The sequence below is a fragment of the Hymenobacter translucens genome, assembly GCF_020685205.1.
Classification (GTDB): domain Bacteria; phylum Bacteroidota; class Bacteroidia; order Cytophagales; family Hymenobacteraceae; genus Hymenobacter; species Hymenobacter translucens.
The window spans coordinates 491,922-506,696 of record NZ_JAJERB010000001.1 but is presented as its reverse complement, the minus strand read 5'-3'; the positions used below and the strand labels follow the sequence as shown (position 1 = coordinate 506,696).

13 protein-coding genes are annotated in these 14,775 nt (G+C 59.5%); 5 read left to right on the top strand and 8 right to left on the bottom strand.

All coding sequences use genetic code 11. The features are described 5' to 3' along the window. Positions 1-2 precede the first annotated feature (2 nt). Genes LJY25_RS02165 through pseC form a run of 4 tightly spaced genes read right to left on the bottom strand, consistent with a single transcriptional unit; the run spans position 3 to position 4,239 of the window. The gene (locus tag LJY25_RS02165; protein WP_227606578.1) at positions 3-1,556 is read right to left on the bottom strand and encodes a GNAT family N-acetyltransferase; all 1,554 of its coding nucleotides are present in this window, start codon (positions 1,554-1,556) and stop codon (positions 3-5) included. A gap of 3 nt (positions 1,557-1,559) precedes the next feature. After that, the gene (locus tag LJY25_RS02160; RefSeq protein ID WP_227606577.1) at positions 1,560-2,303 is read right to left on the bottom strand and encodes a TylF/MycF/NovP-related O-methyltransferase; all 744 of its coding nucleotides are present in this window, start codon (positions 2,301-2,303) and stop codon (positions 1,560-1,562) included. A 32-nt stretch (positions 2,304-2,335) separates the two neighbouring features. Next, positions 2,336-3,079: a glycosyltransferase family protein gene (locus tag LJY25_RS02155; RefSeq protein WP_262908595.1), complete on the bottom strand. Its 744-nt coding sequence runs from the start codon at positions 3,077-3,079 to the stop codon at positions 2,336-2,338. Beyond that, positions 3,076-4,239 carry a UDP-4-amino-4,6-dideoxy-N-acetyl-beta-L-altrosamine transaminase gene (gene pseC, locus LJY25_RS02150; RefSeq protein ID WP_227606575.1) on the bottom strand — a complete coding sequence of 388 codons (1,164 nt, stop codon included), beginning with the start codon at positions 4,237-4,239 and terminating at the stop codon, positions 3,076-3,078. The genes LJY25_RS02155 and pseC overlap by 4 nt, the downstream gene beginning before the upstream one ends. Positions 4,240-4,473: 234 nt before the next feature. Here pseC and LJY25_RS02145 point away from each other — a divergent pair, with 234 nt between their 5' ends. After that, positions 4,474-6,978 (top strand): T9SS type B sorting domain-containing protein, encoded by a 2,505-nt coding sequence (locus LJY25_RS02145; protein WP_227606574.1) that lies wholly within the window; start codon positions 4,474-4,476, stop codon positions 6,976-6,978. A gap of 174 nt (positions 6,979-7,152) precedes the next feature. Here LJY25_RS02145 and pseB read toward each other — a convergent pair whose 3' ends face one another. Together pseB and LJY25_RS02135 are read right to left on the bottom strand one after the other, a co-directional pair. Next, on the bottom strand, positions 7,153-8,172 hold the full coding sequence (pseB, locus tag LJY25_RS02140) for a UDP-N-acetylglucosamine 4,6-dehydratase (inverting) (RefSeq protein WP_227606573.1): 1,020 nt from the start codon (positions 8,170-8,172) through the stop codon (positions 7,153-7,155). Between the two features lie 106 nt (positions 8,173-8,278). Further along, positions 8,279-9,589, bottom strand: a complete 1,311-nt coding sequence (locus tag LJY25_RS02135; protein ID WP_227606572.1) for a glycosyltransferase family 4 protein — start codon at positions 9,587-9,589, stop codon at positions 8,279-8,281. Positions 9,590-9,792: 203 nt separating this feature from the next. On the opposite strand from LJY25_RS02135, the gene ffh reads away from it, so the two are divergent. Beyond that, positions 9,793-11,139 carry a signal recognition particle protein gene (gene ffh, locus LJY25_RS02130; protein WP_227606571.1) on the top strand — a complete coding sequence of 449 codons (1,347 nt, stop codon included), beginning with the start codon at positions 9,793-9,795 and terminating at the stop codon, positions 11,137-11,139. Between the two features lie 105 nt (positions 11,140-11,244). Here ffh and LJY25_RS02125 read toward each other — a convergent pair whose 3' ends face one another. After that, a complete protein-coding gene (locus tag LJY25_RS02125) occupies positions 11,245-11,721 on the bottom strand; it encodes a nucleoside deaminase (RefSeq protein WP_227606570.1) in 477 nt (158 codons plus the stop codon). A 386-nt stretch (positions 11,722-12,107) separates the two neighbouring features. Here LJY25_RS02125 and LJY25_RS02120 point away from each other — a divergent pair, with 386 nt between their 5' ends. Next, entirely contained in the window at positions 12,108-12,647 is a 540-nt protein-coding gene (locus tag LJY25_RS02120; RefSeq protein WP_227606569.1) for a TetR/AcrR family transcriptional regulator, read from the top strand. Between the two features lie 210 nt (positions 12,648-12,857). Here LJY25_RS02120 and LJY25_RS02115 read toward each other — a convergent pair whose 3' ends face one another. Then, on the bottom strand, positions 12,858-13,250 hold the full coding sequence (locus LJY25_RS02115) for a hypothetical protein (protein WP_227606568.1): 393 nt from the start codon (positions 13,248-13,250) through the stop codon (positions 12,858-12,860). A 183-nt stretch (positions 13,251-13,433) separates the two neighbouring features. Between LJY25_RS02115 and LJY25_RS02110 the strand changes: the two genes are divergently transcribed. After that, positions 13,434-14,162: a class I SAM-dependent methyltransferase gene (locus tag LJY25_RS02110; protein ID WP_227606567.1), complete on the top strand. Its 729-nt coding sequence runs from the start codon at positions 13,434-13,436 to the stop codon at positions 14,160-14,162. A 154-nt stretch (positions 14,163-14,316) separates the two neighbouring features. Then, a complete protein-coding gene (locus LJY25_RS02105; RefSeq protein ID WP_227606566.1) occupies positions 14,317-14,769 on the top strand; it encodes an acyl-CoA thioesterase in 453 nt (150 codons plus the stop codon). The last annotated feature ends 6 nt before the right edge of the window (positions 14,770-14,775 follow it).

Sequence of the window (14,775 nt, the reverse complement as noted above, 5' to 3'; positions counted from 1 at the left end):
AGTTAATTGGGGAAAACAGGCGCTTTCATAACCTGATCCTGCGGGATGCGCAGTTGGGTTCGGGGCTCGGTGGGAGCGGTTACCAGCTCGGTCGGAAGCGTATGACCCGCGGCTTCGCGCAGAAACCAGCCAAACACATCGAGTCCGCACGCCACGCCCAGCGTGGAAGCCCCGCCGAAGCGGGCATTGCACTCAATAAAATAAAGCTCGCCACCTTCGGTTTCCAAGACCTGAAACACGGCTGGTCCGTAGAGGCCCAGCTGCTCGGCCAGGCCCACGCAGTGCTTCACCAGTGTAGGATAAGCTGCCGTGGTCGTCACCTGGGATTCGCCGTGGACCACCAAGTCGCGGGTACGGGCAATAGCACCCTGAGCCCGGCCCTGGGCGTTCACGTAAACGTCCACGCTGTACTCGCGTCCGGGAATGAAAGGCTGAAAGATAGGCTCCCGCAGGGTAGCAGCATGCTCCCTGGCCTCGGCTGCGGACAGGTTCAGGCCCAGGCTGACCGAGCCGGCCCCGAGCCGCTCCTTTACCACGAAAGTTGCGAAGGCGTTGGTAGGGAGGTCGGAAGGGTGAGCGGCGGTGGGTATGGCAGCAAAGCCCAGACCAGTTACCAGCTGCGCAAAACGTAGCTTGTCGAGGCAGGCCGCAATGGCGGTTTCAGAGCTGACCAGCACGGCAACACCAGCAGCAGCTAAAACAGATTTATGCCGGGCCCAGAAGGCCAGCTCTCCATCCCGGGTCGGGATAATGGCGGTAACGCACTGCGCCTGGCAATACGCCAGAAGCACATCTGGCGACAAAGAGGTCAGGGCCGGCATTTCCCAGAATCCATCCACAACATAGCGACCCAGGCAGCGGGCATCGGCGTCGGCGCCCAGCAGCCGGGAGTCAGGGTGCCAGGTACGCAGGGCCGCCCGGACTGCCCGCAGCAGCGGAATCTTACGCCCGATACTGGTGACCAATACCGTGGCGGGTTGGTCGGTAGCCTGTGCTGTAGGCCGAAACAGGGAATGAAACAGGGTATCAACCCACTCTTCGCCTATCCGCACATGCCGGTGCAGTCGGGCTTCCAGTACAAATCCTTCGGCTTCGAGCGTCTCTGTCAGGTAGGGCCGCACATCGTAGGCCTCGGTATTGATTTTCTGGAATTCCAGGTCTTCGAAAGCCACTTCCCGCAGCATCCGCAGATACGCCGCGAAATCCTGCCGGAACGTGGGAATATCGGCGTTACGGCCGGTTTCCAGTAGAAAGGAGATTTCGGCCCGCTGGGCGTCCCAGTCAATGTGGACTAGGCCGCCGTAGCCAATCAGCTCTCCGGCCTTCAACAGTGAAAACAAAAGCTGGGCAGGCTGCTCGGTCTCGAACAGCGGCTGCACCACTTGGGCAAAATACCGGTCCTGGTCGGCGGGGCTGAGCGGGGCGCGCTGGCGCAGAATGTCGAGCTGGGCATTGCGCCACTGCCGGATCGGCTCCCGGTCTTGCAGGCGGATCGGCAGCAACTCATAGTCCTGCCAGCGGTACTGATTGCGCCGCAGAGCCCGATACGTCATCATGGGCTAGAGCACTACGTAAGATATCAGCGGATTGAGCGGGCTACGGCGCAGGGCATAGTTGGCTATGCCAAATACTTCCTGGAAGGCCAGCGTTTCGCCCGGAAACTCGGGGCAGTTCAGCTCGTCGAAGGCCAGCACAGCACCTTTCGTAAGGTGGGGGCGGATGGCTTCGAGGCACGCCTTGGTGGGCGCGTAGATGTCAAAGTCGAAATAGGCAAAGGCAATAACGGTTTCGGGATGGTCGCGCAGGTAGCGGGGGACCGTCTGAATAGCGTCGCCGGCTACCAGCTCAAACTTGCGCTTGTGCGGAATCGGGCTTTCGGCCTCGTGCAGGGCCAGCAGCTGTTCCAGCTGCTGCTGGTACCCGCTCGTCACGCCGTAGTCGCCTGCCTTTACCCGGCTGCCATCCTTGGGGTCTACGTCTGGGAAGCCTCCGAACGTGTCGAACCCGATAATCCGGCGGTTGTAGTTGTAGGGTTCGTACATGCCGCGCAGGGCGTGAAGCAATGCCAGATTTTGCCCCCAACGCACACCAAACTCCATAACCACCCCGTGCACCGGAACAATCTGGCGGTACAGCTCATCCAGGAACAGGATGCGCGACAAGGTTTGGCGGCTCAGATACAGGCCCAGGTTGTGAAGCAGCTCCCCGTCGGGCAGAGGGGTGTGCTTGAGCTGGTCTACCAGCTGCTGCCGCCGGTCTGCCTCAGAGGCGGCGGCCCCGCTCAGTACCTTTATTTCACTCATAGAACGGTAAAAGTAGGCAGTAAAGCCGCAACTCAGCCGGCCTTCTGCTCGATGTGGGCGTTGATAGCTACGAGTTCCGGATGCTGATTCAGCAGGTTGATTATCTGCGGGTGGGAGAGGTGCTGCGCCTTGTGTTCCTCCATCAGCCGGCGAATCAGCTCAAAGTCCTCGGGCGTGTCGAGGGTGATGCGGAACCGGCTGAAGTCACCTTCGGCGTATACCTCATCCTCAATCCGGAGCCGACCGGCCATGGCTGGGTTAGACTTGAGGTAGGGCGTTACATGCTCCCGCTCGTAGGGGAGCCGGGCCTGCTCGTACGCTTCACGCAGGGCTTCAAATGAAAATATTTCGAAGTCGAATCCGCGCGGGTAGGAGCGGACAATCGAGTTGGAGCGGTATTCCCAGGCGTCGGCGTTGTTCAGAAACCGCCCCACGGCTGCCCCTACCAGTTCACCGTCAATCAGCGGACAGTCGCTTGTAACGCGTACAATGGTGCCCAGCCCAAACTGCCGGGCCGCCTCATAGTAGCGGCTCAGCACATCGGCCTCACTGCCCCGGTAGCACGGCAGGCCATGCACTAACGCAAACTCCGCCAGCACGTCGTCGATAGGTAGGGCGGTCGTAGCGAGGAAAATAGGGAAGCTGCTCTGCCGAAGCCGCTGTACGTGGTGTTCAAGCATAGTGGCGCCCCCGGCCGCTAAGAGGACCTTGCCCGGCAGGCGGGTGCTACCCATTCGGGCCTGGGAAATAATTCCGACGCGCTTCAGCTCACTCATCCGACAAACTCCTTGATTGAGTCGATAACGTACTGCTGCTCCTCATCGGTGAGGGTGGGGTAGAGCGGAACGCTCAGGCAGCGGGCGTAATACTGCTCGGCATGGGGGAAGTCTCCCCCTTTCCAGCCTAGCTCCTGGTAGTACGGCATGGTGTGCACCGGGATATAGTGCACCTGGGTGTAGATCTGCTTTTCCCGCAGGAAGTCATAGAGCCCTTTGCGGTCAGTTACCTGAATCACGTACAGGTGGTAGGCATGACCAGGAGCCCCGGCCAGGGGCTGCACGGCCGGTAGGGCAGCAAACGCCTGGTCGTAGCGGGCGGCCAGCTCCCGCCGGCGGGCCAGGCCTTCATCCGCACGTTGCAGCTGACTGATGCCCAGGGCGGTGAGCATGTCGGGCATGCGGTAGTTGTAGCCCAGGGTCTGCATCTCCATGTACCAGCCTCCGTCGTGGCGGTGCATTTTGGCAGGGTCTTTCGTGATGCCGTGGGTGCGCAGCAGCAGCAGCTTCTCGTAGAGGTCGACCCGGTTGGTGGTAATCATGCCGCCTTCGCCGGTAGCAATGTGCTTAACGGGGTGGAAGGAGAAGATGGCCAGATCGGCCAGTTGTCCGTTACCACAGCGCCGCTCCTGCCCTTGTGAGTCGGTGAAAAAGCCGCCCGGGGCATGGCAGGCATCCTCGATAATCCAGAGCCCAAACTCGTTGGCCAGCGTGCGGGCTTCTTCCAGGTCTACCGGCAGGCCCGCGAAGTCCACCGGAATCAGGCCGTGAAAATACCCTTTCGGGTGGGCTTCAAGCAACCGGCGGACCTGCTGCAGGTCGATCAGAGCCGTGGCCGCGTCGATGTCGACGAAATGCACCTCACCTCCGCAGTAGCGCACACAGTTGGCCGAGGCAGCGAAGGTAATAGGAGTGGTGATGACGCGCTGCCCGGGCTCGACGCCCAGTGCCAGGGTACACAGGTGCAAAGCGGCAGTGCCATTGGCCACGGCCACCGCATACTCGGCCCCGATGTACCGGGCAAACTTTTGCTCAAACTCCACCACCTTGGGCCCCTGGGTCAGAAAGTCGGACCGCAGCGTTTCCAGCACGGCCTGCTCGTCGGCTTCGGTAATGTGCTGGCGGCCGTAGGGAATGGGGTGCGCGGGATGGAAAGCCATGGGCAGTTGAGGTGGGAGTCGACGTCAGGAAGCGGCCAAGGGTGTGGGCTCCGCAGCCGCAAATATACGCTCGGGGAGAAGCCTGGATGACTTTTTAGTTGCTCTCTATTCTTGAGGGGCAAACGAGCCGTTGAGCTTTATTGATCAAGTTAAAAGACTACCTTTATACCGTGGAATAGTGCATTTATCTATTTATGGATGATCAACCACTACACTCGTTGCTTACCTTAACTTATGTTGAAAAGACTACTTTTTGCCTTTGCTGCCCTATGCCTATGGGGTAATACTCCGGTTTATGCGCAGCTTGAAAACCGGAACTGGTATTTTGGCAACAACGCCGGGATTACGTTTACTTCAGGGTTACCTACGGCGTTGCTAAACAGCGCCATGGTTACCTACGAAGCCACCGCCACAGTATCGGATGCCGCCGGAAACCTGCTTTTTTATACCAATGCGGTTAACATCTGGAACCGCAATCATCAACCGATGGTCAATGGCCAGGCAATTGGCGGCCACGAATCGGCTGCTCAGGGAGCGGTAATTGTAAAAAATCCAGCCAATCCGGATCAGTATTATATTGTTGTAGTGGATGGCTGCGACAATCGGCTGGTGGGAGGAGTAAAATACAACCTGGTGGATATGACCCAAGCCGGGGGCCAGGGCGCGGTTGCTCAACGGGCAGTGCAGCTGAGTACCATCCAGGTTACCGAACGAGTGCTGGCAGTGCCGCATGCAAATGGGCGCGATACGTGGATTGTGGTACATGGATGGAATTCCAACGTCTTTTATGCTTTCCTGCTTTCTCCTACCGGTATTTCTGCTACTCCGGTGGCGACCAGCATCGGCACGGTGCATGCGGGTGGTGGCGGCGCATTCGCTAATGCCAATGCCGTGGGCTACATGAAGGTGTCGCCAGCTGGAAATAAGCTGGCTATTGCGATGCGGGACAACATATTTGAGCTCTTCGACTTCAATAACAACACCGGCCAGCTGTCCAACCATGTTCCGCTGCGGCAGTTTTACCGCAGCTACGGCGTCGAGTTCTCACCCGATGGTAGCCGTCTGTATGGCACCACGCTGGACGGCAATACCATTTACCAGTTTAATCTGCTGGCCGGCTCTCCGGCAGCCATTGCCGCTTCTGCGGTAGTCATTGGTAATTCGGGTGGCGCGTTTGCCGGCGCGCTGGAGCTTGGCCCTGATCAGCGGATTTATCTGGCTAAGTTTAACAGCGGCTTCCTGGGAAGCATCGACAATCCGAATGCATTGGGCACAGCCTGCGGCTTTCGTAGCGACGCGGTTTTTCCAGGAGGAAGAGTAGGCCAGCTGGGACTGCCGAATTTCCCGAAAAGAGCAGTTGCGACAGCGTCTTTTACCGCTACGGGAGCATGTGTGGGTAGTGCGGCCAGCTTTTCGGGACTTGTAGCTCCATCAGCGCCAGGGGCCACCTACAGCTGGAACTTTGGTGATCCGGGCTCGGGGGCAGCAAATACCGGTAGCGGAGCAAACACAACCCATGTGTATTCCACGGCAGGTTTCTACACCGTTACCCTGGTCGTAACGCTACCCGGTGTAAGTGTACCGCTTACGACCACGCAAATGGTAGTGGTAACCGCATTGCCCGTAGTGACCCTGGGGCCGCCTACTCGACAGCTATGTCAGGGTAGTCAACTTTCGCTTTCTGTTGGCTCGCTCCCGCCCGGAGCCACCGCCCAATGGCAGGATGGAGCCACGGGAACCAGCTATACCGTCAGAACGGCCGGAACGTATACGGTGACTGTTACCACGGCCTCAGGCTGTACTGCGCAGGCAAGCGTGACTGTTGAAATGCTGCCAGCCCCGGTAGTAAACCTGGGGCCGACAACCCGGCAACTGTGTCCAGGTAGTCAAATTACCCTCGCGGCAGGGCCTCAGCCGGTGGGAACTACGTATCAGTGGCAGGATGGCTCGACGGGAAGCAGTTTTCTGGTGGTGCAGGCCGGCACCTATTCGGTAACCCTGACCTCAGCGGCTGGCTGTACTGCGCAGGCAACTGTGGTAGTTCAAAACAATCCGTTGCCAGTAGTCAACCTGGGCCCGCCCAACCAGCAGGTATGCCAGGGCACCTCCCTCAGTCTGACGCCCGGTCCACAGCCGACGGGTACCACCTACCGTTGGCAGGACGGCTCGACGGCCAGTACCTTTGCAGTGCAGCAGACCGGTACGTACGCAGTCACGGTTACGTCGCCACAAGGCTGCACGAACCAGGGCTTTACCACTGTAAGCGTTATTCCAGTCCCGGTTGTTCAGCTGGGCCGGGATACCCTGGCTTGTCTGGAGCAAGCCGTGCTCCTGCGAGCCAACGCGCAGCCAGCCGGCACCACCTACCGGTGGCAGGATGGCTCTACGGCCAGCACGTTTTCTGCCACTTCCGCGGGCACATATTCCCTCATAGTTACTTCACCCGCCGGCTGTACCGCGCAGGATGAGCTGATCGTACGCGACGCCGGCTGCCCGTTCACTATTCCCAACATTATTACTCCCAATGGTGACCAGAAGAACGACGTGTTTGTTCTGAAAGGGCTGAATGCACCCCAATGGCAGGTGACCATCTTCAACCGTTGGGGCACGCAGGTATATCAGAACAGCAGCTACGATAACAGCTGGGCTGCTGCCGGACAACCCGGCGGGCTGTACTACTACATGCTTCGGGCAAATGATGGCCGGCAGTTCCGCGGATGGGTGGAAGTAGTGCGCTGAATAGCTGATGGCTGTTGGCTTTTGACGCCCAGCTGATTCAGGGAAACGACTGGCAAACAGTTCAAAATGAAAGCGGCGGCCTTTCCGGGAGGAAAAGCTGCCGCTTTCGTTGAGCGCCAATCAGCATACCAGGAAAAAGCCATCAGCCACAAGCCAACGGCTAGCAGCCAATCATCAAGCTGCAAACTCGGGGTCGACGTGGAGGCGGATTTCTTCGCGGATCTGCTCGGCACTCAGCCACTCGTGGTTGTTGGCCGAGTCGTAGTAGAAGCCGTCGGGGACGCGCTTGCCGTTGAAGTGGGTGATGAACTCTTCCACGTCCCAGCGCGGGGTGAACGGCAGAATCACGTAGTACTTGTCGAGCTCTACCGTGCTCAGGGCATCGGTTTCGGTTATCATGGCCTCGTGCAGCTTCTCGCCGGGGCGGATGCCTACAACTTCCTGCCGGCACTCCGGGCCGATGGCGCGGGCCACTTCCGTAATCTTATAGCTCGGAATCTTGGGCACGAAAATCTCCCCGCCCCAGGCATGCTCCAGCGCGTACAGCACCAAGTCTACACCTTCATCCAGGGAGATGTTGAACCGGGTCATATCCGGGTGGGTGATGGGCAGCACGCCCGAGGAGCGACGTTGCAGAAAGAATGGTACCACCGAGCCCCGGGAGCCGATTACGTTGCCGTAGCGCACCACCGAAAAGCGCAGGTCGCGGGAGCCTTTCATATTGTTGGCCGCCACAAACAGCTTATCGGAGCAGAGCTTGGTAGCCCCGTACAGGTTGATGGGCGCCGCCGCCTTGTCGGTGCTGAGCGCCACCACATCCTTCACGCCGCAGTCGAGGGCGGCGTTAATCACGTTCTCCGCGCCGAAGATGTTGGTCTTGATGCACTCCATCGGGTTGTACTCGGCGGCCGGCACCTGCTTGAGGGCGGCCGCGTGCACAATTACGTCGATGCCTTCGCAGGCGCGCTTCAGGCGCTCCGGGTCGCGCACGTCGCCCAGGAAATACCGAATAGCGGGGTACTTGCTGTTCGGAAACACCTGCGACATCTCGTACTGCTTGAGTTCGTCGCGGGAAAAAACAACCAGGCGCTTCACCTTGGGAAACTTGTCAAACACGGCCTGAACGAACTTCTTGCCGAAAGATCCGGTGCCACCGGTTACCAGAATGGATTTGTGATTGAGGTCGAGAGCCATAAGGAAATAAGGCCCGCTAGGTAGCGGGGAAAGACAAAAGTACGGAATCCCCTCCGAGGTTAAGCTACGGCAAGCAGCCACCCGGGCTATCCGTGCGGCCGGCCTTTTAGGAGGCGCTTGATGCGGGGCGCACCAGCTGAGCCAGCCGGCCGGTCAGGGCGCGGCGCGAGTAGCGCGAATGGTTCATGCTGGGCAAGTCCAGGTTGGGGTTGCTGCGCCAGGCAGCAATATGGTTTTCCAGGTGCTCCACGATGGCCGCGTAGGCCCCGTAGGCCAGCACCCGCCCGGCCCCGCACTCTTCCAGCAGGTTATCGGCATCCGATCCGACGGGGCCGATGCAGATGATGGGCTTGTTGGCGGCCAGGTACTCGAACACCTTACCCGGCAGAATCCCGAAGTTGTGGTCTACGTCCGGAATAGCCATCAGCAGCAGCGTAGAGCGCAGCAGGTAGCCCACCGACTCGTCGTGGGGCACGAAGGGCAGCAGCTCGGTTCGTTCACTCAGCCCCACCTCCGCAATCTGCCGCCGCACGCCTTCCGAAACCTGCCCCACGAAGCGCAGGCGCAGGGGCACGTCGGGGTGGCGGGCAGCGCACTCGGCGCAGGCCCGCAGGAACAGCTCGATGTGGTAGGTTTCGGTGATGGTGCCCGTGTGCGTAATCAGCAGCTGGTCGGTGGGCGGAGTGGAAGGCTCCCGAAAGTCGCTTTCGTCGTAGCCGTTGGGCAGCACGTGAAACTTGGCCGCCGTCAGCCGGGCCGACTTGCCCAGCAGCAGGCGCTTGGTGTCGGGGCTGGTGACGAGCACCTCATCGGCCTGCTCCAGCACCTGCCGCTCATACCAGGCGTCCAGCCAGCGGGCCGGGGCAGTCTGGTTGAGCTCGGCGTGGTAGTAGATGTCGGTCCAGGGGTCGCGCAGGTCAGCCAGCCAGCGCAGGCCGTAGCGCTTCTGCAGCTCCAGCCCGATCAGCTGCGTGGAGTGGGGCGGACTGCTGGTCAGCACCGCGTCGAACTTTTCGCCCCGGTCCATCAGCTCGGCGCAGGCCCGCAGCACGTGGCGGTTCCAGCCGCGCCGGGCGTCAGGAATAAATATGTTGCCGCGCACAAACTTGAAAAACCGCTGCTGCAGGCTGGTTTTGCTTTCGTTGGCGAAGCCCCCGTACGGAATCTGCTGCCGGCCCGTGAGCTTTTGGTAGGAGTTAAACGGCTCCGACGTGCCCGTCCGGATAACCCGCACCGACGCCGGCACTTCCCGCAGCAGCGACTCGTCGCGCACCGGATACGCGCCCTGCTCGGGGTCGACGGTAATGACGGTGCACTCTACCCCAAACTGGGGCAGGTGCTTCACAAACTTTAAACTGCGCTGGACGCCCGCCCCGCCCGAAGGCGGCCAGTAATAGGTGATGACGAGCAGGCGCATGAAGAAGAAAAAGGATCTGAACGGGTTTGGCAGGGGCGAAGGTACACAGCGAACGGGTTTTAAGGTTTTCTGGCTAATTTTGGGGAGCCAATTGGCGCAGTTTCCTGTTTTTTGTCCGGGGCCCACTTTTCCGGCGCGGCGTTTTCGCTCGTCTGCCCGCTTGTTCCGGCACTTCTTTCATTAGCTCATCAGCACATCCACCGATGTTCGATAATCTCAGTACCAAGCTCGATAAAGCCTTTAAAACCCTCAAGGGCCAGGGCAGCATCTCCGAAATCAACGTTGCGGCTACCGTCAAGGAAATCCGCCGGGCCCTGGTGGACGCCGACGTCAACTACAAGGTGGCCAAGGAAGTCACCGACAAGATCAAGGACGAGGCCATGGGCCGCGACGTGCTGCTGGCGGTGTCGCCGGGCCAGCTGATGACCAAAATCGTCTACGACGAGCTGACCCAGCTGATGGGCGGCGAAAAGCAGGACATCATCATCAAGGGCGACCCGGCCGTGGTTCTGCTCTCGGGTCTGCAGGGTTCGGGTAAAACGACCTTTGCCGGCAAGCTGGCGTCGTTTATCAAAAAGCAGAACCGCACCGTGCTGCTCGTTGCCTGCGACGTGTACCGCCCGGCGGCTATCAACCAGCTTCAGGTGCTGGGCGAGCAGATTGGCGTGGAGGTGTATGCCGAGCCGGAAAACAAGAATCCGGTGTCGATTTCGCAGAACGCCATCGAGTACGCCCGCAAAAACAACAAGAAGGTCGTCATCATCGACACCGCCGGCCGCCTGGCCGTGGACGAGGAGATGATGCGCGAGATTGAAGCCGTAAAGCGGGCCATCAACCCGTCCGAAACGCTGTTCGTGGTTGACTCCATGACCGGTCAGGACGCCGTGAACACCGCCAAGACCTTCAACGATCGTCTCAACTTCGACGGCGTGGTGCTCACCAAGCTCGACGGCGACTCCCGCGGCGGCGCGGCCCTTTCCATCCGGGCCGTGGTCGAGAAGCCCATCAAGTTCATCTCCACGGGTGAGAAGATGGAGGCCCTGGATATGTTCTACCCGGACCGCATGGCGCAGCGGATCCTGGGCATGGGCGACGTTATCTCCCTGGTAGAGCGCGCCCAGCAGCAGTTCGACGAGGAGGAAGCCAAGCGCATCAACCAGAAGATCCGCAAAAACCAGTTCAACTTCGACGATTTCCTCTCCCAGCTGGAGCAGATCAAGAAGATGGGCAACCTGAAAGACCTGGTGGGCATGATTCCCGGTATGAGCAAGGCTATCAAGGATGTCGAAATCGACGACGACGCCTTTAAGCCGATTGAGGCCATCATCAAGAGCATGACGCCCCAGGAGCGGGCCCAGCCCGAGCTGCTGAACGGCTCCCGCCGCAAGCGCCTGGCGAAGGGCAGCGGCACCGACATCCAGCAGGTGAACGCGCTGATGAAGCAGTTTGAGGACATGCGCAAAGTGATGCGCACCATGAACAAAATGAGCTCCACCAAAGGGGGCATGCAGCAGATGGCCAAGATGATGGGCGTCCGCGGCGCTAAGTAGGACTTAGGTCTTAGTACAGAGGCCCATAAGAAAAAGGCCCGCAACTTCGGTTGCGGGTCTTTTTCATGTAACCTGACGTCAGCAGGGCAGTAGCACCCTAAGACCCTAATACTCTGTCTTGCCTTCTTTGCTTTCCCAGGCACGGAAGCCGGCCAGGGCCTCATCGCGCAAAAGTTGCTGCATGGGAATGCCTCGGTCGGGGAGGGGCTTCTCGATTTCGTCGTAGATGAACTGGTCGTCGAAGCCGATGGCGGCGGCATCGGCCTTGGTGTTGCCGTAGAACACGCGGCGGGGCCGGGCCCAGTAGATGGCACCCAGGCACATGGGGCAGGGTTCACAGGAAGTGTACAGGTCGCAGTCGTCGAGCTGAAACGTACCCAGCTCCCGGCAGGCCTTGCGGATGGCGTCGACTTCGGCGTGGCAGGTGGGGTCGTTGGTGCTGGTAACCTGGTTGAAGCCCTGGGCGATGATGCGCCCGTCCTTCACAACCACGGCGCCAAAGGGGCCGCCGAAGCCAGCCTGCATTTTTTCGATGGACAGCCGGATGGCCGCCCGCATAAAGTCGGGATTGGGAGTTTCCATAGGATGGTAAAGTAGGGGAAAGACCGCAAGATACGCCTGCCGTTCCGCTTTGCCCAAAATTCCCGATGGGCGCTGCCGTATTCGTCGGGCGGGGATTAGTTGTGGAAATTTTTTTCGGATTCAGGCTATTTTTTTTGAATACCTAAACTTCTGTGTTGTAATTTTGGCCTGAAGATTGCTAAAAAGCTACTCGAAAGAATAGTTTTTTAGGTGTTTTGGTTGTGGAAAAGGGGCGGTCTGGTGGACCGCCTTTTTTTATGCCCATTAAAAAACCAAGCAAATTAAATGCAGACTCCTCCCGGGTCGCATGCCGGGGTTTACAGCATACTGGCTTACTTGCGTTTCGACAGCCCGTTGTCAGAGGCTACGAAACCGGACCTATCCACATGACCAACCGCAAGCAGCATATTGCTCAGGTAGCTATGGAGCTATTTGGGGATAAGGGGTTTGAACACACCCCCACGCAGCTCATTGCCAAAGAGGCCGGCGTATCCGAGGCCCTCATATTTAAGCACTTTGGTTCCAAGGACCACCTGCTCGACTTCATTATCAAGAATGGCTATAAGCGCGTTATCGACAAAAACCGGGGCGGGCTGGAAGAGAAGGACCCGCTGCGCTTTATCCACGAAATTATTCAGCTGCCCTACAAGATGGTGGAGGAGGAGCCCCACTTCTGGAAGCTGCAGTCCCGCCTGACCGAAGTAGAAACCTCGCGCAAGCAGCACGACCGGTTTATGCAGCCCATGCCCGGCTTGCTCAAGAAGGCCTTTGCCGAACTCGGCTACGAAGACCCGGAGCAGGAAACCAGGCTTTTGCTGCTGCTGGTGGAAGCCCTCTGGAAAATCCAGGCCAGCAAGCCTGACCCAAACATGCAGCAGATGCTGGACTTCATCAAAGGGAAGTACCAGCGGATCAACGAACAATAGGCCATTCAGCCCCACTGTTCCCGGGTGCCGCAACCCCGAAGTCAGGAGCTGTAAACCATCCGCTCAACTACCGGGATAGAAGCCTTGTCAAGTTGGCGTCATTGGGCGAACAGATGAATTAAAGAAGCGTGACAAAGCTGATGCTGCGCTTTTTTATGTTTGCAAATCAGAGGAATAGCCTTGGGCAGCTAAAGCACGAATGGCAATCGGCTAGTGCACAATCCGCAGCTCGTAGTGTGGCTCTGCGGTGTCCGGCGCGGGGGCGCTGAATACCCCAACCCGGCTCGGTCCGTAGCCCAGATTCACCTTTACCCATTCGTTGCGGGTCGGTACCATACCAATGATTTCCTGGCGCAGGTAGGCTAGGTCGTCGTGCATGTTCTGCAGGCGCTGCTGGACTTCGTCGATGGGCTGATCGAAGCTGCCGGTAGCCGGGCGCTGCAAAGCCGAGAGTTCGGCTTCCATGGCGGCCGGGTCAGGTACCTGCAGGTTCCGGGCTTCAATGATGGCCTTGCGCAGGTCTTCTTCGGCTTCGAGGTAGGCTTTCACTTTGTCTTCCAGCGGAAGCAGGGCAGGGTTCAGGTAGTCGAGGTTGCTGGCCATAAGGCAGGAATAGTTGGATTGCTTGCAAAACGCAAAGCACGACCAGAAGGATGCGTCAACAGCTCAGAGCCCATTTGGCTCGGGCCTGCGGCGGGTACGGAGGGTGGGCCCTGCTGGCAGCCGTCGGCATTTGCGTGTAGCCTGGCCGAAGCAGGTTTCAACGCTTCCCAGTACCTTCGCCCCATGTCGCAAACCACCGCCCCCGACCCATTGGGTCATGCCCTGCTGGCTTACCTGCGGGGCCAGAAGCAGGCTGCCGTCGTGGTGCAGTCCAGCGTGACCGAGGATGAGCCCATGGCCGCCAGCTACTTTTTTCGCTCTCTCTGGGAAATGCCCGAGCTGGAGCGCGTAGCCCTGGACGAATGCCGGGGCCGGGTGCTCGACGTGGGGGCCGGGGCCGGCTGCCACGCCCTGGAGCTGCAAAGCCGGGGCTTCCACGTAAAGGCCATCGACGCCTCGCCCGGGGCCGTGCAGGTGATGCAGGAACGGGGCGTTCTGGCTGCCGCCCAGCACCGCTTGATGGACCCCGCCTCGACCGGGGAGCATTACGATACGATGCTGATGCTGATGAACGGCCTGGGCCTGGTGGGTACGCTCGACGGGCTGGAAGCCTTTCTGCCCCACGCCCGGCAGCTGCTGGCCCCCGGCGGACAGATTCTGCTCACCTCCTCCGATATCAGTTACCTCTACGAAGATGAGGACGGTGCCCTGGTGCTGGATTTGAACGCACCCTACCACGGCGAAGTGGAATACCGCTTCGTGTACGGCGACGAGCAGGGCCCACCTTTTAACTGGTTGTTTGCCGACCCGAGCATCCTGCAGGACTATGCCGAAGCCGCCGGCTACGAGATGGAAATCCTGGCCGAAGACGAGCAGCAGCAGTACCTGGCCCGGCTGACTTTGAGAAGCTAGAAGCTGCTGCGCAGGAGTTAGGAGTTTAAACGAGCAGAATCACTCAGGCCACTCACCTTTCCTTCTGTTCTACGCGACCCACCTATTTCCCTTTTTCTACTGACCTCTATTCTACCTCCTGACTTCTGCGAACTAACTCCTAGCTCCTGCCAAAATGGAATACTCCAAAACCTTTACCGTCCGCTGGGCTGACCTCGACCCGAACGTGCACATGCGGCATTCAGCTTACACCGACTATGCCGCCCAGGTGCGGCTGGAGTTTCTAGCCGACCACGGTCTGCCGATGAAGCGCCTGGCCGAGCTGGCACTGGGGCCGATTCTGTTTCGGGAAGACACCCGCTTCCTCAAGGAAATCGGAATCAGTGAGGCTATTCGCGTGACCGGGGAGCTGGGCGGCCTCAACGAGGACGGCTCCCGCTGGCGCATCATTCACACCATCTACAAGCAGGACGGGCGGGTTGCGGCCACTGTCACGGTGGACGGGGCCTGGCTGGATCTGCGCACCCGTAAGCTTACCGTGCCCCCGGCCGAAGCGGTGGAGGCTATGCACGCGCTGCAGCGCCACGAAAGCTACGCCGATATCGTGCGCACTTCGCGGCCGGAGTAGGACCTG